The organism is Streptomyces yerevanensis (genome assembly GCF_000716805.1).
GTDB classification, from domain to species: Bacteria; Actinomycetota; Actinomycetes; order Streptomycetales; family Streptomycetaceae; genus Streptomyces; species Streptomyces flaveus.
This window is the reverse complement of the sequence record NZ_JNWJ01000039.1, coordinates 93,830-116,033: the sequence shown is the minus strand read 5'-3', so window position 1 is coordinate 116,033 and position 22,204 is coordinate 93,830. Positions and strand designations below refer to the sequence as shown.

Below are 22,204 nucleotides of genomic sequence, written 5' to 3'. Positions count from 1 at the left end.
CCCTGCGACGGGCTGACGCACCGGCCCACGACCCCGCACCCCCACCCACCCCAGGGGCGCGGGGAACGGCGCGACCAGCCACCCACACACCCGCACCCGAAAACGAACCCACCCGCCCAACCGCCGGAGGCAACCGTCAGCTCTGCGAACCCAACAACCCCCGCAACTCCTCCGGCAGGAGCTTGTCGCAGGATTCCCTCGCCGTGTTGGTGAGGGAGTCGTTCACACACGTGTAGTAGTCGCGGTACACGAGCTGGGCCGTGAAGCCGGCCGCGACCATCGCGAGGGCCAGGGACGCCGTGACCAGGCCGCTTATCGCCGCCGTGGTCTGGGGGCGGGCGCCGGAGCCGGGCGGGGGCGGCGGGGTGTCCGGGTCAGGGGTGCGGGGCTTGGCGCGTAGGGCGCTGATGCCCCAGTACAGGGCCAGCGCGCCGAGCAGCAGCGCGACGTACGGCCAGCTGAACAGGGAGAAGAAGAAGGCCCACATGCCCGAGAGCAGGGCGTACCGCGCGCGGCGCTGGGACGGGTCCGTCGGGTCCCAGCGCGGACCGGCGTCGGGGCCGCCGGATCCTTCCGGGCCGCCCTGTCCGCCGGGCCCACCCGAGGAACCGGGCCGGTCACCGAAACCGCCGCCCTGCGCGGGCCCCGGCTGTCGGTCGCTCCACTGGCTGCCCCACGGTGAACGCCCGCCGTTGCCACCCTGACCCTCGTCCGACCCCTGCCCCTGCCCGTCCACGGGCCGGCGTGGCTGCCACGGCCGGTCGGGCGCGTCCTCCGGCGGAGGCGCGAAGGGGTTGTCGTCCGCGGGCGGAGGGGCTCCCTGCCCACCCTGCGGCGACGAGCCCTCGGCCGGGTTCCCGCCACCGGAGGCACCCGAGGCGCCGGAGGGCCGCGCCGAATCGCCCTCTGACCCCTCGCCCTCACGCGGCGGAGTGGCCGACGAGGACGAGTGCCGCTCCCGCAGCAGCAGCCCTTCGCGCCCGCCTGCCTGTACAGGCACGACCCCGGACGGCCGGTCGGACGCGAACGACGGGAAGGACAGCGGGATGGACAGGAAGGACGGGACGAACGCACCCCGCCCCCCTCCCTCCGCGACCCCCGAGGGGCCGGACGCGAAGGAGGGGAGGAGTGGGAGGAGTCGGAGGCTGCGGTCCGGCATCAGGTGTGCGTCTTCCCCTTGGCGAATCGAGTCTGCGATTCAGTCGGCGAGTCAGGTTGATGGATCAAGCTGGCGGGTCGGGCTGGTCGAGCGTGCGGTGGAGCAAGTGAATCGGAGCGGGTGGCGGGCGTAGTGTCCGAGTTTCGTCCCCGCCCCTGGTCAACGTCCCATGCGGCAGAGGCGTTCCCCCCACGTGGACCGTGTTCCCCGGCGGATCCTCCCCAGACGCTACCTTCCGGCCACGCCCCCGTCCCAAGAGGGCCGATCGCTGTGCCGGTATCGTTGCTGACGGTCGGCCGCTTCGTAGACTTCCCCGTATCAGGGGGCGTGAAGCATTCGTACGACCCTACAAACGCTCTCCCGAGAAAGGGCCTCGCCGTGGCCGCCAATCCCGTGGCCAAGCGCCTCGTCGTGCTGGTCTCCGGATCAGGTACGAACCTGCAGGCTCTCCTCAACGCGATCGCGACGCAGGGCAGGGCCGTCTACGGGGCAGAGATCGTCGCGGTCGGCGCCGACCGCGACGGCATCGAGGGCCTCGCCCGTGCCGAGCGCGCGGGCCTGCCCACCTTCGTGTGCCGCGTGAAGGACTACGCGACCAGGGACGAGTGGGACAGCGCGCTGACCGAGGCCACGGCGGCGTACGAGCCGGATCTGGTCGTCTCGGCCGGGTTCATGAAGATCGTGGGCAAGGAGTTCCTGGCCCGCTTCGGCGGCCGGTTCGTGAACACCCACCCCGCGCTGCTGCCCAGCTTCCCGGGAGCGCACGGCGTCCGCGACGCCCTCGCGTACGGCGTGAAGGTCACCGGCTGCACCGTCCACTTCGTCGACGACGGCGTCGACACCGGCCCGATCATCGCTCAGGGCGTGGTCGAGGTCCGGGACGAGGACTACGAGGACGAGGGTGCCGCTCTCCATGAGCGCATCAAGGAAGTCGAGCGAAGGCTGCTCGTCGATGTCGTGGGGCGGCTCGCCCGTCACGGCTATCGCATTGAGGGACGAAAGGTAGTTATCCCGTGACCGCCGAAGTGACCACGGAAGGCACACAGCGCCCGATCAAGCGTGCGCTCATCAGCGTCTACGACAAGACCGGACTCGAAGACCTCGCCCGCGGGCTGCACGAGGCCGGGGTCGCACTCGTCTCCACCGGCTCCACCGCAGGCAGGATCGCCGCCGCCGGCGTCCCGGTCACCAAGGTCGAGGAACTCACCGGGTTCCCCGAGTGCCTGGACGGCCGGGTCAAGACGCTGCACCCGCGCGTGCACGCCGGGATCCTCGCCGATCTGCGGCTCGAGGACCATCGCAACCAGCTGGCCGAGCTGGGTGTGGAGCCCTTCGATCTCGTCGTCGTGAACCTCTACCCGTTCACCGAGACCGTCGCCTCGGGCGCCTCGCCCGACGAGTGCGTCGAGCAGATCGACATAGGCGGGCCCTCCATGGTCCGCGCCGCCGCCAAGAACCACCCCTCCGTCGCGGTCGTCGTCAGCCCCGACCGCTACGGCGACGTCCTCAAGGCGGTCGCGGACGGCGGCTTCGACCTCACCGCGCGCAAGCGGCTCGCGGCGGAGGCGTTCCGGCACACCGCCGAGTACGACGTGGCGGTCGCGGGCTGGTTCGCAGGTGACTACGCGGGTGACGGCGGGGAGTTCCCGGGCTTCATCGGCGTCACGTACGAGCGCAAGAACGTGCTGCGCTACGGCGAGAACCCCCACCAGCCCGCCGCCCTCTACACGGGCGGCTGCGGCGGTCTCGCCGAGGCTGAGCAGTTGCACGGCAAGGAGATGTCGTACAACAACTTCACCGACACCGACGCCGCGCGCCGGGCCGCGTACGACCACACCGAGCCCTGCGTCGCGATCATCAAGCACGCCAACCCGTGCGGCATCGCGATCGGCGCGGACGTCGCCGAGGCGCACCGCAAGGCGCACGCCTGTGACCCGGCCTCCGCGTACGGCGGTGTCATCGCCGTCAACCGTCCGGTGTCCGTGGCGATGGCCGAGCAGGTCGCCGAGATCTTCACCGAGGTCATCGTCGCCCCGGACTACGAGGACGGCGCGGTCGAGATCCTCGCCCGCAAGAAGAACATCCGCGTCCTTCGCTGCCCCGAAGTCCCGCAGCCCCCGGCCGAGTTCAAGCCGATCGACGGTGGCGGTCTCGCCCAGGTCAAGGACGTACTCCAGGCCGAGGGCGACGACCCGGCGAACTGGACCCTGGCCACCGGCGAGGCCCTGCCCGCCGACGAGCTGGCGGACCTGGCCTTCGCCTGGCGGGCCTGCCGGGCCGTGAAGTCCAACGCCATCCTGCTCGCGAAGGACGGGGCTTCGGTGGGTGTCGGCATGGGGCAGGTGAACCGGGTCGACTCCTGCAAGCTGGCCGTTGAGCGCGCCGGGGCCGAGCGGGCCCGTGGTTCGTTCGTCGCGTCGGACGCGTTCTTCCCGTTCCCCGACAACATCGATGTCCTGGGCGCCGCCGGCGTCAAGGCGATCGTCCAGCCCGGCGGTTCGATCCGTGACGAGCAGGTCGTGGAGGCCGCACAGAAGGCGGGCATCACGATGTACTTCACGGGGACGCGGCACTTCTTCCACTGACACCGACGCTGATACCGACTGGAAGCGCGAACGGCCCGCCGGTCACCACCGGCGGGCCGTCGTCATCTGCCGTTACGTCTTCTACGTCCTACTGCGCAGCGCCGCCCAGGTGTTGGGCCCCACGTCGCCGTCGACGTCCAGCCCCTTGTCGCCCTGGAACTGCTTGACCGCGGTCAAGGTGTCCTGGCCGAACTGGCCGTCCACCCCCGCGTTCCCGACGCTGTATCCGCGTTTGGTGAGCATGCACTGCACCTGCGTCACCCGCTGGTTCTTGTCGCCGAACTGCGTGAGCTGGGTGCCGGAGTAGTGCGTGCACTGGGAGATCCACGGCGGTGTGGGCGGCGGCTGGGCCGTGCTCTTCGTCGGAGAGGGGCGCGGGCTGGTGCCACCACCGTCCCCGCCGCCGCTCCCACCGCTTCCGCCGGGCGTGGCCGTCGGCGTCACCGTGGGCGTGGTGTCCTCAGCACCGCCCGTGCCGCCTCCGGCTTCGGCGTCGCCTGCGGAGGAATCGTCCTCCTTGCGCTTCTCCTTCTCCTCACCACTCCCGTCATCCTTCTCCTTGCCGGGAGACGGAGAAGCGGAGGAACTGGGCAGCGGCGCCCTCGCCTTGTCATCGGGAGTGCCGGTCTCGGAGGCCGTCGGCCTCGAAGAGGCCGCCGTGTCCTCGGTGTTCGGCCGGGTGAGCAGGAAGGTGCTCACGAGGACGGCACACACCGCGAGCCCCGCGACGACGGCGAAGTACACCTTCTTGCGACCGCGCCCGGCAGCCGGAGGATGACCGGGCGTGGGTCCGGGGTGCGGTACGCCGACCGAGGGCGGACCGAACTGCCCCGGCGGTGTCGGCGCACCGTATGCACCCGGTGGCGTCTGCGATCCCGGCCCGTACGCACCAGGCGGTGTCTGCGGCCCCGGCCCGTACGCCCCCGGCGGTGTGGGTGTAGCCGGCCCGAAACCCGGCCCCGGAGCAGGGGCGGCCACCCGCTGCGTGGGCGTGCGTAAATGACCGGTCTGCTGGACGGAGGCGTGCCGCAGCACCTCGCAGGCCTGGCGGCGTTCGAGGAGCCGTGAGTCGAGTGGCGCCTGCCAAGGGGGCGCCACGGAGCTGCTGTCGCCGTACGCCTCGGCCGCTTCGATCAGCTCCTGCGGGCTCGGCCGTCCGGCGGGATCCTTGGTCAGGCAGGTGTCGAGCAGGTCGGCCAACGAGGCGTCCATGGCCTCGAGTTCACGCATGACCTCCGCGTCGGGCTCCTCGTACGCCACGCGGTGCAGTACGTCCACACCGGTGCCGTCACCGAACGGGGCGTGCCCGGTGGTGGCGTACACGAGTGTGCCCGCGAGCGAGAACACGTCCGAGGCGGTGTCGCAGCGGCCCTCCCTGAGGTACTCGGGCGACATGAAGGAGGGGGTGCCGACCCTGTTGCCGGTGCCGGTGATCGCGCTGGCGTCCACGGCCTGCGAGATGCCGAAGTCGATGACGTGCGCGCCCTGTTCGGACAGGATCACGTTGGACGGCTTGAGGTCCCGGTGTACGACCCCTTCGGCGGACAGTGCCGACAGGGCCCGGCCGAGTTCCGCCACGAGGCGCCAGGCGCCGGCCGGTTCCAGTACGCCGCATTCCTTGACGGCGTCCGAGAGGCTGAGGCCGGGCACATACCGCGTGGCCATCCACAGCAGCTCGTTCTGGAATCCGGTACCCAGCAACTCCGGCGCGTGCGGCGGCCCGACCCGGGCGTGCACGGCCGCCTCACGCTCGAACCGCCGCCGGAAGTCGGCGTCCTCGGCGTACTCGGGCCTGATCACCTTGACCGCGGCGAGCCCCGGCCCGTCGTCGACGGGCCGCGCCAGATAGACCCGGCCCATCCCACCGCTGCCGAGCCGCCCCAGTGGTACGTACGGGCCGATCTGCCCCGGATCCGAAGGCTGCAGCGGGGTCGCGCCGGCCTGCTCCAGCGTGGCGTTCCCGGTCGCCGGAGAGTACGGCGACTCGGGCCGCTGGTCTGACATGGGTCCCCCCCCGTGCGCTGTTCATCCGCAGTGTGCTGGTGCTGTTCGTCCGTGATGGGCCGGTCTGCTGCCACCCCGGGTCGTGAGAGGCTATCGCGGCCCCATGCGCCCTCGTACCACAATCACCGCCAATCACTGGCGACACACGGGGAGTTGGATCGGGCTCAGTAGCTATCCGGGTTCTGGGGCGGCGCGGCCGGGGCCACGCCGGGAGGCGCGGGGTGCCTGTTCCACACCCCAGCGCGCCACGACCGCGTCGCAGCGCCCGCGAGGGCGTTGCCGCGTCTGTGAGTCATTCGTAGGCGGCGACGCAGCCCGCGGTGACGAGGAAGTAGCCGGACACTATCGCCAGCACGATGACGTCACCGTGGCCGTACGAGAGCTTGCTCAGGACGTCCAGGTTCTCCGCCCGGCGGGGCTCTTCGGGGTCGTAGACAACCCTGAGTTCCTCGCCGACCTGGGGAATACGCTCGCGTGTCTGCACGATGGCGCGGACCTCTCCCTTCTCCGGGTCCGGCCGGTAGCCGCAGCGGACACGGATCGGGCCGTCTTCCCTGTCGGCGTTGAGGTGCTCCCGGCAGACCGCCTTGATGACGCGCCCGTGTTTGCGCAGTCGGCGTTGACGGCGGCTCTCGGGATAGGAGACGAGTACCGCGATGCCGCCGACCACGACCCAGAAGATGGCCACAACCCCCAAAGCCCCCACGGTGCCCCCGTCCTGATGTGTCATGCGTATGGAACGGATGTGTCCCGATTCATCCCTAGCGGTTCCCGGAGACAAGGGGAAGGGCCGGGCCCGATCGGCCCTCCACGCAGCCGCTCAGCTCTTGGTGCGCAGCGCGCGACGGTGTCAGTCCGAGGCCCCGTCCCCGCAGTGCTCGATCCACTTGTGGGACAGCGGAGCGTAGGTGCCCGCCAGGTTCCCTTGGGTACGTTGGGCGGTGCAGCCGGTCCGGTTGCGTGAGTTCTTGCGGGTGATGTCCACGCCGACGGGTGTGAAGTCGCGGCCCCGGTAGTAGGCCACGCCCCCGAGTCCCGTCGACTCGTCACCATTGTTGAAGATCGACTTCACCGGGCGGTCACGGGTCCACATGCACGTCTCCTCGCCCGACAGCCAGTCGGCGTCGTCGCCCTTCCAGCTGCACATCTCGCCCATGCCGAACTCCTCGCTGAAGAAGCAGACGGACCCGAAGGAGCAGCGGTGATAGCCGTACGTCGGCCCGTCGTCCCGCATCGCGTACGTCACCGTCGCGGCCAACGCCAGCACAGCCGCCGCGAGGCCGGTCGCCAGGGCCGGGCGGAGCCACCTGCGGGGACGGAGCCGGGGCAGGCGGGGCGAGCGGACGGTACCCGCCGCCTGTTCCACCCGGCGCAGCAGCGAGGCGGTGTCGGCGTAGCGGGCGGCGCGCTCCTCGTGCGTAGGGGCCAGGCAGTCCGTGATGATCTCCCGCCAGTTCGGGGGGAGTTCGGAGGACAGACGTAGCTCCTCGGCGCCGCGCGCGTAGCGCACGGCCGCGTCGCTGCGGGCTTCCGTGGTGCCGCCGGGCAGGGGGAAGGCGCCGGTCAGGACCAGGTGAGCCAGTACGCCGAAGGCCCAGATGTCGGCGGTCGGGCGGATCTGCTGGCCGCGTTCGCTGATCTCGGACCAGAGAAGTTCGGGTGGGGTGTAGTCGGGGGTGGCGAAGGCGGGCGCGTACGCGTGGGTGCCCTCCATCTCCGCGGCCAGGTTGAAGTCGGCGAGCCGGGCGGAACCGTCCTTCATCAGCAGGACGTTGGCGGGCTTGAGATCGCCGTGTACCCAGCCCGCGTGGTGCAGCTGGTGCAGGCCTTCGCAGACCTGGGCGAGAAGGGCGGGCCCGGATTCCGGGGTCGCGGACCGGTCCAGCAGCGCGGCCAGAGAGCCCTCGGCCCGTTCCAGTACGAGGACGGTGGCGCCGTCGAGTTCGGGGTGCTGAGGGTCGTCGACCGTCAGCGCCTCGTACATCCGGATCAGCCGTGGTGAGCGCAGCCGCTTCAACAACTCCTGTTCGCGGTGGGCCAGTTCGCGCAGGTGGTGGAGTTGGCGCGGGGTACGGGTGCCGGTCGGCAGGAACTTCAGCGCCGCGTGCCGGGGCAGCGGACCGGCTCCCTGGCCGGCGACGGTCTCCCCGGCGGCGGCCCCATCCTCGGCCTCGCCCCCGTCACCGGTGCGCCGGGCCGCGTACACGCTGCCGAACGCGCCGGACGCGAGGGGCTCGCGCACCTCCCACTGCCCCACCCGGTAGCCCTTCGGAACGGGGACGGCGTAGGAGCGTCCGTTCACCGCGCCACCCCGCTCGGGACCGCCGCGAGCACGACGAGATCATCCTCCCGTACGAGGTCGAAACGGAGCGCGAGCGAGACCAGCGATTCCTTCTTGCCGTAGAGGCGCGGGCCGGGTTCCGCCGTCTCCGGGGCGGGTCTCAGGCGGAGCTTGACCGCCAGGTAGTCGATGTTCCAGTAGACGGAGGAGCGGTTGGCCGCGGGCCAGGTGTGCCGCAGGCGCTCCACGAGCTGGTCGACGGTGGGCAGCGGGGCGTGCGGTGCGCCGCGCAGCCGGGGCTCGCACAGGGCGGCCAGCACCGCGAAGTACCGCTTGGTGCGGTCGAGGGAGAACGCCTGGGCCGTGGTGGCGCCGGAGAGCCCGGGGCGGGTTGCGCTGCGGTAGGTGTGGCGCGGCGCCCACACGTCGAAGCTGAGCAGCTCGCCCGCCGCGGGCAGTACCACGCGCGAGAACTCGAACGACACGGGCGCGTCCAGACGGCCTGGCGCGACCTTGATGTGCTCGCCCGCGCCCTCCGGATTCTCCACCACGTACGTCTGGCCCTGACTGAGGTTGCTCAGGATCCAGAAGGCACGGTGCGCGGTGATCTCACCGGCGATCCGGGAGACCCCTTCGTGTGCGATCGCAAGCCCGTTGCCGGTCTCGGACCGGCCGAAGGCGAGCCGTTCGCCCGCCGAGAGCCTGATCTGGTCGTCTGATCCTGTGCCGCGCGGCGGCACCACGATGACGCTGTACATGGAGTCGTCCCCCTCCTCCTAGCCCAACGGAGGTCAGGTTAAGGGGTGTTACTGGGGACATGTCACCGCGGCGCGACGAGGACACGTCCGTTGAGCGAGCAACATCGCGAAGCCACCCTCCCTGCTCCACGCCCCAGCACAGCGCGACCGCGTCGAGCAGCAGGAGTCCGCGGCCCGTCTCGTCGTCCGGGCCCGGACGACGTTGGATGAGCCAGGCATACGCCTCCGGGTCGCTGACCTCCAGGCGCGTACGGCCACCGTCCGTACGGGTCAGACGGACGGTCACGGGCGTGCCCTCGCCCAGGTGGTTGATCATGTTCGTCGGCAAGTCGAGGTTCGCGACGACCTCCCCGGCGTCGTCCCCGTCCCTGACTCCAAGAACACCCAGGGCCCCGCCCTCCTGTTCCCCGCGAACGCCTGGGCTCCCTTCATCACCGCACTCAAGGGCAGCGACGTACCGACGAGTTGATCGCCGACGCGTAACGAGCCAAGGGCCGTGTCCCACCCTTACGGGGTGGGACACGGCCCTTGGCATGGAACGGCGCGAACTGTTCGGTTGCGACCGCGTATTCAGTAACGCGGGCGGTTGAACCAGGCGGCGCCGTCCGACCTGCCCACGAAGACCGCGATGAGGATCGCGAGCACGGTGTGTGCCAGGCCGATGATGATGAACGGGTAGATGCCGAGGACCGCGGTGATGATGCCGAACACCAGGGCGGCGATCCGGATGCCGTTGCCGCCACTGCCCATCTTCGCGCCGAGGAAGATCGCGAAGACACCCCAGGCCAGGACCGCGACGGTCGCGAACCACAGGACGCCGGACGAGTAGTCGGCGAGCTGCTGGAATTCGACCTCGTTCTCGAGCGACGGGTCGTCCTTGGCTGCCTGGACTGCCACGGCGGAGATCGCCATCAGGATGGCGCCGATCACCTGGAGACCGGCGATGACGAACAGCATCACGCGCGCGGACTTCACGCCGCCCGGCATCTGCATCGGACCGCCGGGGTAGCCGCCGTACTGCTGCTGTACCGGCGGCGCCTGCGGGTAGCCGTAACCGGGCTGCCCCTGGGGGGCCTGCGGGGCGCCGTAGCCAGGCTGAGCCGGGGGCTGCTGAGGCGGGTAGCCGGGCTGCTGTCCCTGCGGCGGACCGTAGGGGTTGTTCGGGTCGCCGAAGCTCATGGCGTACTTCCTCCGTTGTGGCGTGAGTGCGGGGACGACGCGGCACATTTCGGAGGAAGGTTCAACAGTTGCGGTTCGTCCCCCCGGTACTGCCCGCGGCACTGTGCCGTTCATCGTCCTTAACGGGCCGCTTATTTGTCCAGCCGGATTCCGTATGCGTTGTGCAAGTGCAACATCACCGATCTTGGATGGAGGTAACGCCGCTTCCTCAAAGGCGAGCCGTGTGCCGCGACGCGCCAAGGGCCGTGTCCCACCCTTGCGGGGTGGGACACGGCCCTTGGCGTGAGCGCGCCCGTCAGGCCTTGACGACCACCGTGCTGCAGACCTTGTCGGCGAAGGTCTGCTTCTTGTCGTCCCACAGCGGCCACAGATAGCCGATGTAGCAGGCGGCGCCGTCGAGGAAGTGGGCGAGGCGGCGGACGAACGCCATGCCGACGCCGAGCGGCTGGCCGTCGCTCTCCCGCAGCAGTCGGATGCCCATGGTCCTCTTGCCGATGGTCTGGCCGGTCTTGCCCTCCTGGACCACCAGCCAGACCGCCGCGCCGATTATGGCAACGAAGGTGATGAGGCTGCCGATAACCGCCGCTGTTTCACCCATGAATGCCGTGATCAGCAAGGGGAGGTAGGCGACGAGGAGGATGAGCGAGTCCACCAGTGTCGCGAGCACCCGCGAACCCCAGGCGGCATAGGGGGGCGTACCGCCGTACATCTGCTGCTGTGGGTACTGCCCGCCGGGCTGCTGGGGGTAGCCGTAGCCCTGCTGGGGCGGGACCCCCTGCGGGGCCTGCTGCGGGTAGCCGTAACCGGGCTGGCCCTGCGGCTGCTGGGGGTAGCCGTACGGCTGCTGTCCGCCCTGCGGGGGCTGCTGTCCGTAGGGGTTGTTCGGGTCGCCAAAGCTCATGGCGGTTATTCCTCCGTTGAAGAGTGCGGGGACTGCGTGGCTTGTACGGAGGAAAGGCTTGAGCTGATCGCGGTCTGTCCCCCCGTGTACTGCCCGCGGCACTGCGCCGCTCATCGTCCTTAACGGGCCGCTTATTTGTCCAGCCAGATCCCGCAGGAGTTGTGCAAGTGCAACATTGCTGATCATGGACGGATACGGGGGGGACAGGGCGCCGAGCGGCTCCGGGGATGCCTTGGGGGGGCCTTGGGGCGCCCTGATTGGAACCGGGGCCCGGTCATCCGCGAGGATGGGTGCATGACCGCCCAGATTCTCGATGGCAAGGCCACCGCAGCCGCGATCAAGTCCGACCTGACCGTCCGCGTGGCGGCCCTGAAGGAGAAGGGCGTCACGCCCGGCCTCGGAACCGTCCTGGTGGGCGACGACCCCGGCAGCCAGAAGTACGTCGCAGGGAAGCATCGCGACTGCGCACAGGTCGGTATCGCCTCCATCCAGCGGGAGCTGCCCGCGACCGCCACGCAGGAGGAGATCGAGGCGGTCGTCCGCGAACTCAACGAGGACCCGGCCTGCACGGGTTACATCGTCCAACTGCCGCTTCCCAGAGGCATCGACGAGAACCGTGTCCTGGAGCTGATGGACCCGGACAAGGACGCGGACGGTCTGCACCCGATGAACCTCGGCCGTCTCGTACTGAACGAGCCGGCGCCCCTGCCCTGCACGCCGAACGGCATCCTCACCCTCCTGCGCCGGCACGGCGTGGAGATCAAGGGCGCCGAGGTCGTGGTGGTCGGCCGGGGCGTGACGATCGGCCGCCCGATGCCGCTGCTGCTCACCCGGCGCAGCGAGAACGCGACGGTGACGCAGTGCCACACCGGTACGCGCGATCTGTCCTCCCACCTGAAGCGGGCGGACATCATCATCGCCGCGGCCGGTTCCGCCCACCTGGTCCGGCCCGAGGACGTCAAGCCGGGCGTCGCGGTTCTCGACGTCGGGGTCTCCCGCAGCGCCGAGGGCAAGATCGTCGGCGACGTCCACCCGGGAGTCGCCGAGGTCGCCGCCTGGATCTCCCCGAACCCCGGCGGAGTCGGCCCCATGACCCGGGCCCAGCTCCTCGTCAACGTGGTCGAGGCGGCGGAACGCAGTGTCGGCTGAGGACACGACCGAGAACCGGGCCGCGACCGGGTCGCCGGAGGCGACGCGGGCAGGTGACGGCGAGGCGGGTTCCGGGTCCGTAGAGGCTGCGAAGGCGTCTGCCGACCGGCCGCAGGGCGAAGAGCCGGATGTCGAGCCCTCGCAGGCTGCGGAACCGGACGCCGAACCCTCGCAGCCCGGTGCGCCGGGTTCCGCCGAGGCACCCGGCGCTGTGCCGAGGGAGGGCGAGATCGTGACCCGGGACGCCGTCAGCACCGTAGGCCCGGACGGGCAGCCGCAGCGGACCACCCGGCGGTTTCCGCGGGTCACACGGGACACCGCCCGGCCCGAGGGCGGGGGACGGGCCGCGCCCGTCGACGCGCCCGCGCCCGCGCGGCAGTGGCCGATGCTCACCGTCGCGGGGACCGTCGGGCTCGGGCTGCTGCTCACCGCGTTCGACGTCTTCCGTTACGGCACGTTGCTGATCGGAGTGGCACTGCTCGCGGCCGGCGTACTGCGCTGGGCGCTGCCCGGCGTGGGCATGCTCGCCGTCCGCTCCCGCTTCACGGACCTCGTCACGTACGGCGTCCTGGGCGTGACCATCGTGCTGCTCGCGCTGATGATCCAGCCCAAACCGAAGCTGGAGATCCCGTTCCTGGAAGACATCCTGCACTTCACGGTCCGTTGAGCCCGCGCCGAGGGTGACCGTCTGTATCGGTTCCGGGCCCGGTGGGTTACGGCGGCGCCCGTCCACTCCCCCGAGCGAGGACGGGCGCCGCCTGTGCTCAAGAGTCATGGACGTGCCAACAGGCCTTCAATACCTGTCAGTTCCCTGTGGCACGGAGGTGACGGTTCCGGTACCTCGTGTCGGTCGTGCCACGCGTCCCGTAACGATCTGTACTTCACCCGTCAGTAGGTATGCGATTCAACTGATGCTTCGGGTGACACTAGTGACAGACGATGTCGTGTATGTGTTCCGGTTGTGTCGATGTATTGACAAGTTCGGGGATTTGATCTGATCACGTCCAACGTCAGAGATAACGTGGGCAATCAGGACGGTCCGGGACTTCCGGTGCACTGACCAGGGGGTCCGGCAGGTCGTACGGAATCTCGATGGGACACTGGACCCCATACCAGCGGGCGTGCAACGGTGCATGCCCACGGCTCAAAATGCTCCTGTGCGCCCGCGCCCGGGGAACTGAGATCCTGGCTCCACGCATCCCTGTGGGTAGCCGGTACGGGGACTCGGCAGAGGGCGTCACGCACGAGGAAAGCACGCACACGGGGGGAAGAGGGGGAGCAATGCCTCGTTGGAGGGCCTTGCCGGATGAACTCGATCCGCAGGTCAGGGAGTTCGCCAGCCAGCTGCGTCGACTTGTCGACCGCAGTGGGCTGAGCGTCGCTGCCGTGGCCGACCGCACCGGTTACAGCAAGACGTCCTGGGAGCGGTATCTCAACGGCCGGCTGCTCGCGCCCAAGGGCGCGATTGTGGCGCTGGCCGAGGTGACCCAGACGAATCCGGTCCACCTGACCACGATGTGGGAGCTGGCCGAGCGGGCATGGAGCCGCTCGGAGATGCGCCACGACATGACCATGGAGGCCATACGGATCTCCCAGGCGCGCGCTGCGCTGGGGGAGCTGGGGTCCGCGACCCCCAAGGCCAAGGGCGGCACCCGCGGTAAGACGGCGAGCAAGTCCGCCGCCGCGGCCCCGCCCAAGCCGGCGGGTGCCGGGGCCTCGGCACCGCCGCGGAGCCCCTCGTCGGGTGGGGATGCGTCGACGTCGTTCCTGGGGCGGATTCCGCAGCCGGAGTCGTCGGGTTCCTCGGGTTCGTCGGGTAGGTCCGGTACGGCCACTCCTGGGGGGGGCTCGTCTCCCCGTACGGGTAGCTGGGGTGTGGCACCTCCGTCGGATCTCGCTGGTTCGGCGGGAAGGGGTGGCAGGCATGGCCAGTACGGGCAGTCTTCGCAGTCCGGGTACTCCGAGCCGAGCAGGCCGTCCGGTCCGTCCGGAGGGCCGCCCGAGGACGCCCGGCCGCCGCGCTCCGGTGGTTCGCCGGACGCTCCGCGGCGGAAGCGGCGGGTCACGATGTTCCTCGCGGGTGTCGTCGGCGCGCTCGTGATGATCGCGGCCGTCCTCTACTTCACCGACTCCGGCGGAGACGGCGGGAGCGGGGACGAGGCGAAGCCGACCCCGACCCCGTCCGTCAGCAAGAACCTGCCGGCCGGTGTCCAGTGCAGCGGCAAGGACTGCACGGGCCAGGACCCGGAGAACATGGGCTGCGGCGGCGAGTTGGCGACGACCGCCGACAGCGTCACGGTCGGCACGGCCCTCGTCGAGATCCGCTACAGCGAGACCTGCGGCGCCGCCTGGGCCCGCATCACGCAGGCCGCGGTCGGCGACGAGGTCCAGATCAGCACGGCGGGCGCGGCGGAGCAGACCGGCACGGTGAAGGTGGACACCGACACGTACACGCCGATGGTGGCCGTGAAGGACGCGGGCGACGCGAAGGCTTGCGCGACGGTGGGGTCGGGCGAGGAAGGGTGCACGGGTTCCGCCGGTTGAGCGGGGTGCCTCCGGCGGTTGGGCGGGTGCGGGTGAGTTGTGGCTGGTCGCGCAGTTCCCCGCGCCCCTGGGTTCGTTGGGGGTGCGGGGCCGTGGGCCGGTGCGTCAGCCCGTCGCAGGGCGGGCATACGGCTCTGGCCTGGTACAGGGTGCGGGTTCTCCGAGACAGAACCTACGCGACGGGCATACGACGCACCGGCCCACGACCCCTCCCGCCGGAGAGCAAGCGCGGGTCGTTGGGGGTGCGGGCTTCCCCGGGCCCGGGTCCTCGGGGCGCCGGGATCTTCGGGCCGCGGGCAGCCGCAGGCTTTTGCTTTTAGGGGCGCGGGGAACTGCGCGACCAGCCATACACAACCCGCAGCCGCCCAACCGCCGGAGGCACCCCGCGGGGAACTGCGCGACCAGCCACGACGGACCCGCAGTCGCCAACGAACCGAACCCACCCTCCCGGTAGGCGCCCCGGAGGCAACCGCGAACAACAGGAATGACCCGCCGACTCCGGGGCAGGCGAACCCCAACCCCCACGGGAATCCGGCCCCGGCCGGGAGGGTGGCACCCACCTCCCGGCCCCGGCACCGGTACCCCCACCCGGCGGCCGTCGTCACTCCTCTCCCGACCGGCGGCCGCCACTTCGTGGGGCTTGTGGGGTGGGCCACACGGACCCGGACGTCCGGGATCCTGGATGCGCGATAGCCTGATCGCTGGATCTCTCTTGACGCCAAGAGATCGATCATCTGTAGGTCCGCACCCCGGGGCAAGGACGCCCCACCGCCAGCTGTCATACGGAGAACGCCATGACCCGCACTCCCGTGAACGTCACCGTCACCGGCGCGGCCGGCCAGATCGGTTACGCCCTGCTCTTCCGCATCGCCTCCGGCCAGCTGCTCGGCGCGGACGTGCCGGTCAAGCTGCGCCTCCTGGAGATCACCCCGGCGCTGAAGGCCGCCGAGGGCACGGCGATGGAGCTCGACGACTGCGCCTTCCCGCTCCTTCAGGGCATCGACATCTCGGACGACCCGAACGTCGCCTTCGACGGCGCGAACGTAGCCCTCCTGGTCGGCGCCCGCCCCCGTACGAAGGGCATGGAGCGCGGCGACCTGCTCGAGGCCAACGGCGGCATCTTCAAGCCGCAGGGCAAGGCCATCAACGACCATGCCGCGGACGACATCAAGGTCCTCGTCGTCGGCAACCCGGCCAACACCAACGCGCTCATCGCCCAGGCCGCCGCCCCGGACGTACCGGCCGAGCGCTTCACCGCGATGACGCGCCTGGACCACAACCGCGCGCTGAGCCAGCTCGCGAAGAAGACGGGCGCCTCGGTCGCCGACATCAAGCGCCTGACCATCTGGGGCAACCACTCGGCCACCCAGTACCCCGACATCTTCCACGCCACGATCGCCGGCAAGAACGCCGCCGAGACCGTGAACGACGAGAAGTGGCTGTCCGAGGACTTCATCCCGACCGTCGCCAAGCGCGGCGCCGCGATCATCGAGGCCCGTGGCGCCTCGTCAGCGGCCTCCGCCGCCAACGCCGCCATCGACCACATCCACACGTGGGTCAACGGCACGGCGGACGGCGACTGGGCCTCCATGGGCATCCCGTCGGACGGCTCGTACGGCGTCCCCGAGGGCCTCATCTCCTCCTTCCCGGTCACCACGAAGGACGGCAGGTACGAGATCGTCCAGGGCCTCGACATCAACGACTTCTCCCGCGCCCGCATCGACGCGTCGGTGAAGGAGCTGGAGGAGGAGCGCGAGGCGGTCCGCGGTCTCGGCCTCATCTGAGGGCCTGATCCGAGCGGCTGATCCGGGACGATCCCCGGCATCCGGCCGCGCCGCCCCGACATCCGCAACATCCCGCGAGCCCGCACGGCCACACCCCGGCCGTGCGGGCTCGCGCTTTCCCCACGTACGGCGCTGCCCATGCGCCGCTCCGGGAAGATTCACCTGTTCGAGCGGGATTTCCGTCCGTCCCTCCCGTCTCAGTGGTCGCATCCGATAGCGTCAACTCCCTTGTCCATCAATGGAATTCGTCCGCAGTCGGCATGCGCCTGCGGCAATCGGGAGTGTCGGGAGCATGGGAAGCGAACCGTCCAGGCGGCGCTGGGGCCACACCGAGGCCACCAGGCTGTTGTGCGCGGGTGCCCATCTGGACGCGGGGTTCCGCAGGCGCGTCATCGACGAACTCGTCGGACACGCGGAGCGCCCGGTGGCGCCGCCGCTCGGCGCGGACGTCCGGCCCGTCCTCGCGCACGCGCTGCGTGCCCGCCGCGACGAGGCGCGCACCGCCCTGCTGCTGCTCGCGGTGTGGGTCGGGTTCCTGGTCAGCGATGTGGTGATGATCAGGGACACCATGGAGGACAGTGTCGGTGGCGAGACCGGGCTGTCCTTCGGCGACTACGTCCGGCTCGTCTTCGAGTCGGACGGCTCGGACGAGTTGGGGGCGCCGGGCCTGTTCGGCGGGCTGCTGCCGGGCACCTGGACGATGTCGTACGCCTCGGTCGTCCTGCTGCTGTGGTTCGCGCGGGTCATCTCCGGCCGGGGCACGGTCACCGCCGGGGTGCAGCGGCTGAAGCTGCCGCCCGCGTGGGCGGGGGCGCAGCGGCGCCTTGGCTGGTTGATGACCGCGGTCGCATGGTTTCTCTGCCTCGGGTACTGGGTGCAGGCCTGGGACGGGATCAAGGACAACCCGTACCCCGCGATCTTCCCGCTGCTGATCGGCGTCGTCGTCTGGCGTCACCAGTGGCTGCGGAAGCAGACGCTGCGCACGGCGCTGGCCCGCCAGACGTTCGCCGAGACGCCCGGCCCCGGCCTGCCCGGCCGCTATGAGGCCCTCGCCGAGCGCATTCGCAGGGAGCAGGACGCCTCGCTCGCCCTTTACGACGTAAACCGTCCCTTCGTCGGCGCCGGAGTGGCCCGTAAGCCCTGGTCGGTCGTACTGGAACTGCGGCGCCGGGAGGCGGGGGAGAGCGGGAACGGCGTACCGGCGCCCCGGCCGGATACCGCGCAGCTCACCGCGCGCCAGATCATCGACATGATCACCCCCCGGCTGCGGGCGCTGAAGACGTCGGCCGGGGAAGGGAGTCGGGACCGGCTGCGGGAGCTGGAGATCGAGGAGTTCGTCTACCTTCCGTCCGGTGCGGGCCGCGACGAACCGCTCGTCATCGGTCCGGACGACAGTCGTACGGCGGGCGTGTACGAGTCCGCGCAGGTCGACCGGCACCTGGCCGAGTCCGTCGGGGAGGGCGGGGAGGCCCGGCGGCACTTCCTGCGGATCAGGGTGGGGGCCTGGAACGAGCAGGTCGTCGTCTCGCTGTTGGTCCGGGTGCACACCCAGGGCGGCATGCTGGTGCTGGAAGTGGTGCCGCATGTGCTGGGGCCGATCGTGCCGGAGTTCCGGCAGATCGACGCCATCGCGGGGAGTGCCCCGGAGGGCCCGGTGCGGGACGCGGTCCGCGCTCTCGTCGAGGCTCCCTCGGTCGGCCTGGCGACGGGGATCGAGGCCTTGCGCACCCTGGGCTCCGTACTGCGACAGTCGTCGGCCCCGCCCGAACAGGCCGTGCCCGACGCGCCGTTGGTCTCGCTGCGCGAGCTGGCCAGCACCGACGAGCTGTCTCTCTTCCAGAAGATGGATGTCGCCCGCTACATCCGGACCCTCCAGGACCGGATCGGCGAAGGCGTACGGGACGCCCTCCAAACCCACGGCTACCGCACCGACCGCCTGGAGCAGAACATCACCAACATCCACAACAGTGGGCTCTACATCAACGAGATGTCCGGCGGCGCCCTCGCCACCGGCTCGCACGGCCAGGCCACGCACACGGACGAGAGGAGCACGGTATGAGCACCGACGGGGGAGCGAGCGGGCAGACGGGCGGCGGGCCGCAGATCCACATCGGTTCGATCAGCGGGGGCTCCCAGGCCTTCGGCGACCACGGCAAGGCCCAGTCCGTCAACTACACGGCTGTGCCCGCGGAACCGGGGTACGGGGAGCTGCTCACCGCCGTACGGGCCCTGCGCACCGAACTCGGGCAGCGGGAAGAACGTACGGCCGAGAGCGAGGCTCTCGGTGCCGAACTGGCCGAGGTGGAGGGCGAGATCGCCCGCACCGGGCGCAGCGCGCAAGGACCGCTCACCCGGCTCCGTGACCGTCTCGCGGCCTACGGTCCCGCCGCGGCGACCGCCGCGTCCGTGACCGCCGTCACCCAGGCAATCACCCAGCTGCTCGGCTGAGCCGGAGGGACAACGATGGCGCAGGGACAACGATGGTGAGGGTCCAACGATGGTGAGGGTCTTCGACGCCGACCGCCAGGACTGGGCGGGACCCGAAGAGGAACAGCGGATCGTCGTGGACCAGCAGCGCGACGAAGTACGCCAGCGCCAGGCGCTGCGCGGCACCGTCGTGGTCCTCGCGGTCTGCTCACTGGCCTTCGGCACATGGGCGCTGGGCTGGAAGGACGAGCCGGGACCGAGGGGGTACTTCACAGCCCGCGAGACCCCGCCGCCCGGACAGAGCGGGGAAACGAACGGCGACCCGGGCGGCGGTACGGGCACCGAAGACCCGGCGTCCCCGGGCGCGACGGCCACACTGCCCGCCGGATACGAGCCCGTGCAGGACGAAGAGGGCTTCCGTGTGGCCGTCAAGGAGGGCTGGGTCGCAAACCGGCAGACGGCCGACTCCATCCACGGCTTCGACATCGTCAACTACCGCAGCACCGACGGTTCCCGCCGCCTCCAGATCTACGAGGTGCTGGAGGCCAGTCCGGAGGAGTCGCTCCAGGAGTTCGTGTCCGCCGACACCGCCAAGCCCGACGGCTTCGAGCAGCTCTCCATGGAACCCCTCGAAGACGACGGCCGCCCTGCCGCCCGCCTCGAATACCTCGCCGACTCCCTCAGGGGCGAGGAGGAGATCGGCACCTGGCACGTCGTCGACCACCGCTTCGAATCCGTCGACGGCAAGCTGTACGCGTTCACCTCCTACGGCCCGGAGTCGGACGGCTTCGACGACGAACGGGAGGTCCTGGACACGGCGTTGGCGTGGTTCTGCCCACCGGCCAGGGAGTGCCCGGAACCGGTCACGGAGTGATGCCCGGGTGGAGGCTCAGGGCGACTTCTCCAGGGACCTCTTCAGGGATTTCTCGAACCAGTACGCCGCGTACACATTGTCGTCGTAGCGGGGGATCTCGGTGTATCCGCACGCCCGGTACATCGCCTGTGCCTCGCTGAGCGAGGCGTGCGTGTCGAGGCGTACGACTCCGTAGCCGCGCTCTACGGCCTGCCGCTCCAGCTCGGTGAGCAGTCGGCGGGCGAGGCCGAGGCGGCGGGCGTCCGGGTGCACCCAGACATGCCGGATCTCGCCGACGCCGGGTTCGAGCCGCCGCAGGGCCGCGCATCCCACCGGGCGGCCTTCCTCGTACGCGACGAGGAAGGCGCCGGTGTTCCCGGACACCTCGTGCGGCTTGACGAGGGCCGCCCGGTCGAAGCCCTCGGGGAAACGGGCGTCGAGGTCGGCGGCGTAGGCCTCGAGGCAGGCGCGGGCGTCCGGGGCGGCTCCGTCGACGAGCCCGACCGTGATCGCGGCGAGCCTGAGCAGCCGCTGGGCGGCGGAGAGGGACTCGGTCAACTGCCCGCGCTGGGCCGGTGTCAGCCCGCCGAGCAGCCCCTCGGCGAGGCGGTTGGCCCGCCGGTTCTGCTCCTTCACCTCGATGCGCCCGGCTGGCGTCAGCTCCGCGACCCGCAGCCGGGTGTCCTGCGGATGCACGGTGATCCGTACCAGCCCCTGCGCCTCCAGCGCCTTCGCCATCCGGCTCAAGTACCCGGCGTCCAGGCCGAGTCGGCTGCGCAGCTCGCGCAGCGAGACCCCGTCCCCGATCTCGTACAGCAGCCGGGCCTCACCGAGTGGCCGGTCCTGGCCGAGGTAGTGGTCGTCGAGTGCGCCGATGCGGCGGGTGAAGTAGCGGTTGAAGCGGCGAAGGGTGGTCACCTGCTCTGTGGACACTGGCTTTGGCGGCTTTGACTGCTTTGGTACTGGCTCCATATTTCTTTGACTGTAGTCAAAGGTAAGGAGGAAGGTAAGGGGAAATCCGCGAGTTGTCCGAAGTGGGCGGCGGGGGCAGGGGCCGACCGGGCACAGTCCGTACATGAGCGGTTACGCAGACGAGGTGCCCGGCTATCTGACGTTCCGGGTGACCCCGCAGGAAGGGCCGATCGCGGCCTTCGCCGAGCAGGAGGCCTGGCAGGCACGGGAGCGGTACCCCGAGCTGCTGGGGGTGGGGATTCCCGAGTTCTTCCATGCGCGGGAGCGCGAAGAGGGCGGCTGGCAACTGTCCGACTACAGCAGCGATACGCCGCAGGGCGCGCGGGACATGCTGGGTTCGCACTTCCGGCGCAGCGCCAAGGAGGCCGAGGACGCCAGGGACGAGGGCGCTCAGGGCAGGTGGATGGCGGCGGCCAGACGCATGGACCGCGAAGTCGTCGACGAACTGACTGTGCTGGGCGGCCGGTTCAGGATCGTCCGCGCCTCGCGCTTCATCCGGATGGGCGGCAACGGTCCCGAGCCGCCCCGCCCCTCCGATCCCGATCCACTCGATGGCGATCAGGTACGCCGCCGGGGCCAGGTGATCGACCCGTACACCGGTACGGGTCTGGCCGACGGCATCCTCAAGCTGGACCTGGTGCGCTTCGTCGGCGTCGTCCCGGGTGCGCCGCCGGAGGTCGCGGACGAGGCGCGCCGGGCGCTGGTGACGCATCCCGGCGGTGTCCTCCTCCCCGCCGTGTTCATGATCTCCGAGCGCGTGGATGGCAGTTGGAAGCCGCACAACCCCGGTGCCTCGCACGTCTCGCCCCAGGCCGCGCGGGACGTTCTGGCCTCGTACCTGCGCGTCATGGGCCCCTTCGAACTCCGCCTCGACGACGCCGCTCGCGAGGAGTACGCCCGTGCCGCCGACCGGCTCGACGAGAAGCGCAGCAACGTGGCGAGTGTCGCGGGGCGCCGCTTTCGCGTCACCCGCGTCGAACGCCTGGTCCGCATCGGGCCCGACGGTCCTGAGGGGCCCCGCCCCTCCGACTTCGACCCCGAGCCTCCTGTCGAAGTCCATGTCCGTCAGCTCAAGGAGCAGGGGCTGTGGAAGGAGGAGGACGAGCCGATCGAGCTCGATGAGCGGACGCAGGAGCTCAAGCGGCTGTGGGAGGCGGAGGAGGAGCGTCGGCGCTGAGCGCTGGCTTGAACGGTTTTCGGGTGCGGGCCGTCTGTGGCTGGTCGCGCCGTTCCCCGCGCCCCTTAGGTGGGTGGTGGGTGCGGGGTCGTGGGCCGGTGCGTCAGCCCGTCGCAGGGCGGGCATACGGCCCTGGCCTGGTACAGGGTGCAGGTTCTCCGAGACCGGAGCTAAGCGACGGGCATAGGACGCACCGGCCCACGCCCCCTCCCGCCGGAGGGCAAGTGCGGGTCGTCGGGGGTGCGGGCTTTCCCGGGGCCCGGGCTTGTTCGGGGCGCCGGGATCTTCGGGGTGCGGACTTGCTCAGGGTGCGGGCAGCCGCAGGCTTTTGCTTTTAGGGGCGCGGGGCTGTATCGATTTGCGGCTCCGCCGCGTGGGCGCGACCAGCCACGACGCACCCGCAGCCGCGACACGCAGTGTTACCCCCCACC

The 22,204-nt window shown here is 70.6% G+C and carries 19 protein-coding genes; 11 read left to right on the top strand and 8 right to left on the bottom strand.

Annotation, left to right across the window (positions count from 1 at the left end):
• Positions 1-136 precede the first annotated feature (136 nt).
• Complete coding sequence (locus OP79_RS32955; protein ID WP_245685537.1) at positions 137-1,159, bottom strand: hypothetical protein; 1,023 nt, start codon at positions 1,157-1,159, stop codon at positions 137-139.
• A gap of 378 nt (positions 1,160-1,537) precedes the next feature.
• Here OP79_RS32955 and purN point away from each other — a divergent pair, with 378 nt between their 5' ends.
• Together purN and purH are read left to right on the top strand one after the other, a co-directional pair.
• On the top strand, positions 1,538-2,176 hold the full coding sequence (gene purN, locus OP79_RS32950; RefSeq protein WP_033325380.1) for a phosphoribosylglycinamide formyltransferase: 639 nt from the start codon (positions 1,538-1,540) through the stop codon (positions 2,174-2,176).
• Positions 2,173-3,744 (top strand): bifunctional phosphoribosylaminoimidazolecarboxamide formyltransferase/IMP cyclohydrolase, encoded by a 1,572-nt coding sequence (purH, locus tag OP79_RS32945; RefSeq protein ID WP_425428635.1) that lies wholly within the window; start codon positions 2,173-2,175, stop codon positions 3,742-3,744. Before purN ends, purH begins: the two co-directional genes overlap by 4 nt.
• A gap of 81 nt (positions 3,745-3,825) precedes the next feature.
• Here purH and OP79_RS32940 read toward each other — a convergent pair whose 3' ends face one another.
• The 4 genes from OP79_RS32940 to OP79_RS32925 form a co-directional block, all read right to left on the bottom strand.
• A complete protein-coding gene (locus tag OP79_RS32940; RefSeq protein ID WP_033325378.1) occupies positions 3,826-5,748 on the bottom strand; it encodes a serine/threonine-protein kinase in 1,923 nt (640 codons plus the stop codon).
• Between the two features lie 292 nt (positions 5,749-6,040).
• Positions 6,041-6,478, bottom strand: a complete 438-nt coding sequence (locus OP79_RS32935; protein ID WP_157857393.1) for a hypothetical protein — start codon at positions 6,476-6,478, stop codon at positions 6,041-6,043.
• A 120-nt stretch (positions 6,479-6,598) separates the two neighbouring features.
• Positions 6,599-8,050, bottom strand: a complete 1,452-nt coding sequence (locus tag OP79_RS32930; RefSeq protein WP_033325374.1) for a serine/threonine-protein kinase — start codon at positions 8,048-8,050, stop codon at positions 6,599-6,601.
• The gene (locus OP79_RS32925) at positions 8,047-8,787 is read right to left on the bottom strand and encodes a hypothetical protein (protein ID WP_033325372.1); all 741 of its coding nucleotides are present in this window, start codon (positions 8,785-8,787) and stop codon (positions 8,047-8,049) included. Before OP79_RS32925 ends, OP79_RS32930 begins: the two co-directional genes overlap by 4 nt.
• A gap of 304 nt (positions 8,788-9,091) precedes the next feature.
• On the opposite strand from OP79_RS32925, the gene OP79_RS52375 reads away from it, so the two are divergent.
• Positions 9,092-9,256, top strand: coding sequence for a DUF397 domain-containing protein (locus tag OP79_RS52375; protein WP_078492152.1), 165 nt, complete (start codon positions 9,092-9,094; stop codon positions 9,254-9,256).
• A 101-nt stretch (positions 9,257-9,357) separates the two neighbouring features.
• On the opposite strand, the gene OP79_RS32915 is transcribed toward OP79_RS52375, so the two are convergent.
• Both OP79_RS32915 and OP79_RS32910 read right to left on the bottom strand, forming a co-directional pair.
• The gene (locus tag OP79_RS32915; RefSeq protein WP_033325368.1) at positions 9,358-9,966 is read right to left on the bottom strand and encodes a hypothetical protein; all 609 of its coding nucleotides are present in this window, start codon (positions 9,964-9,966) and stop codon (positions 9,358-9,360) included.
• A gap of 295 nt (positions 9,967-10,261) precedes the next feature.
• Entirely contained in the window at positions 10,262-10,867 is a 606-nt protein-coding gene (locus OP79_RS32910; RefSeq protein ID WP_033325366.1) for an RDD family protein, read from the bottom strand.
• A 294-nt stretch (positions 10,868-11,161) separates the two neighbouring features.
• Between OP79_RS32910 and OP79_RS32905 the strand changes: the two genes are divergently transcribed.
• The 7 genes from OP79_RS32905 (at position 11,162) to OP79_RS32875 (ending at position 19,645) form a co-directional block, all read left to right on the top strand.
• Entirely contained in the window at positions 11,162-12,016 is an 855-nt protein-coding gene (locus OP79_RS32905; protein ID WP_033325364.1) for a bifunctional methylenetetrahydrofolate dehydrogenase/methenyltetrahydrofolate cyclohydrolase, read from the top strand.
• Positions 12,006-12,683 carry a DUF3017 domain-containing protein gene (locus OP79_RS56500; RefSeq protein ID WP_211270910.1) on the top strand — a complete coding sequence of 226 codons (678 nt, stop codon included), beginning with the start codon at positions 12,006-12,008 and terminating at the stop codon, positions 12,681-12,683. The genes OP79_RS32905 and OP79_RS56500 overlap by 11 nt, the downstream gene beginning before the upstream one ends.
• A 614-nt stretch (positions 12,684-13,297) precedes the next feature.
• A complete protein-coding gene (locus tag OP79_RS32895) occupies positions 13,298-14,560 on the top strand; it encodes an XRE family transcriptional regulator (RefSeq protein WP_033325362.1) in 1,263 nt (420 codons plus the stop codon).
• A 794-nt stretch (positions 14,561-15,354) separates the two neighbouring features.
• A complete protein-coding gene (locus OP79_RS32890) occupies positions 15,355-16,344 on the top strand; it encodes a malate dehydrogenase (protein WP_033325360.1) in 990 nt (329 codons plus the stop codon).
• Between the two features lie 292 nt (positions 16,345-16,636).
• On the top strand, positions 16,637-18,403 hold the full coding sequence (locus OP79_RS32885) for a hypothetical protein (RefSeq protein WP_051745102.1): 1,767 nt from the start codon (positions 16,637-16,639) through the stop codon (positions 18,401-18,403).
• The gene (locus OP79_RS32880) at positions 18,400-18,792 is read left to right on the top strand and encodes a hypothetical protein (protein ID WP_033325358.1); all 393 of its coding nucleotides are present in this window, start codon (positions 18,400-18,402) and stop codon (positions 18,790-18,792) included. Before OP79_RS32885 ends, OP79_RS32880 begins: the two co-directional genes overlap by 4 nt.
• Before the next feature lie 49 nt (positions 18,793-18,841).
• Positions 18,842-19,645, top strand: a complete 804-nt coding sequence (locus tag OP79_RS32875; RefSeq protein ID WP_051745101.1) for a hypothetical protein — start codon at positions 18,842-18,844, stop codon at positions 19,643-19,645.
• A gap of 15 nt (positions 19,646-19,660) precedes the next feature.
• Here the strand turns inward: OP79_RS32875 and OP79_RS32870 are convergent, their stop codons facing one another.
• A complete protein-coding gene (locus OP79_RS32870) occupies positions 19,661-20,596 on the bottom strand; it encodes a GNAT family N-acetyltransferase (RefSeq protein ID WP_051745100.1) in 936 nt (311 codons plus the stop codon).
• Positions 20,597-20,699: 103 nt separating this feature from the next.
• Here OP79_RS32870 and OP79_RS32865 point away from each other — a divergent pair, with 103 nt between their 5' ends.
• Entirely contained in the window at positions 20,700-21,773 is a 1,074-nt protein-coding gene (locus tag OP79_RS32865) for a DUF5954 family protein (protein ID WP_033325354.1), read from the top strand.
• The last annotated feature ends 431 nt before the right edge of the window (positions 21,774-22,204 follow it).

Coding starts and splice junctions, on each gene's coding strand:
- OP79_RS32935 (WP_157857393.1), bottom strand. CDS start 6,478: ATGACACATCAGGACGGGGGCACCGTGGGGGCTTTGGGGGTTGTGGCC.
- OP79_RS32885 (WP_051745102.1), top strand. CDS start 16,637: ATGGGAAGCGAACCGTCCAGGCGGCGCTGGGGCCACACCGAGGCCACC.
- OP79_RS32890 (WP_033325360.1), top strand. CDS start 15,355: ATGACCCGCACTCCCGTGAACGTCACCGTCACCGGCGCGGCCGGCCAG.
- OP79_RS32865 (WP_033325354.1), top strand. CDS start 20,700: ATGAGCGGTTACGCAGACGAGGTGCCCGGCTATCTGACGTTCCGGGTG.
- OP79_RS32915 (WP_033325368.1), bottom strand. CDS start 9,966: ATGAGCTTCGGCGACCCGAACAACCCCTACGGTCCGCCGCAGGGACAG.
- OP79_RS32895 (WP_033325362.1), top strand. CDS start 13,298: ATGCCTCGTTGGAGGGCCTTGCCGGATGAACTCGATCCGCAGGTCAGG.
- OP79_RS32870 (WP_051745100.1), bottom strand. CDS start 20,596: ATGGAGCCAGTACCAAAGCAGTCAAAGCCGCCAAAGCCAGTGTCCACA.
- OP79_RS32905 (WP_033325364.1), top strand. CDS start 11,162: ATGACCGCCCAGATTCTCGATGGCAAGGCCACCGCAGCCGCGATCAAG.
- OP79_RS32925 (WP_033325372.1), bottom strand. CDS start 8,787: ATGTACAGCGTCATCGTGGTGCCGCCGCGCGGCACAGGATCAGACGAC.
- OP79_RS32875 (WP_051745101.1), top strand. CDS start 18,842: ATGGTGAGGGTCTTCGACGCCGACCGCCAGGACTGGGCGGGACCCGAA.
- OP79_RS32910 (WP_033325366.1), bottom strand. CDS start 10,867: ATGAGCTTTGGCGACCCGAACAACCCCTACGGACAGCAGCCCCCGCAG.
- OP79_RS32880 (WP_033325358.1), top strand. CDS start 18,400: ATGAGCACCGACGGGGGAGCGAGCGGGCAGACGGGCGGCGGGCCGCAG.
- OP79_RS32940 (WP_033325378.1), bottom strand. CDS start 5,748: ATGTCAGACCAGCGGCCCGAGTCGCCGTACTCTCCGGCGACCGGGAAC.
- OP79_RS32955 (WP_245685537.1), bottom strand. CDS start 1,159: ATGCCGGACCGCAGCCTCCGACTCCTCCCACTCCTCCCCTCCTTCGCG.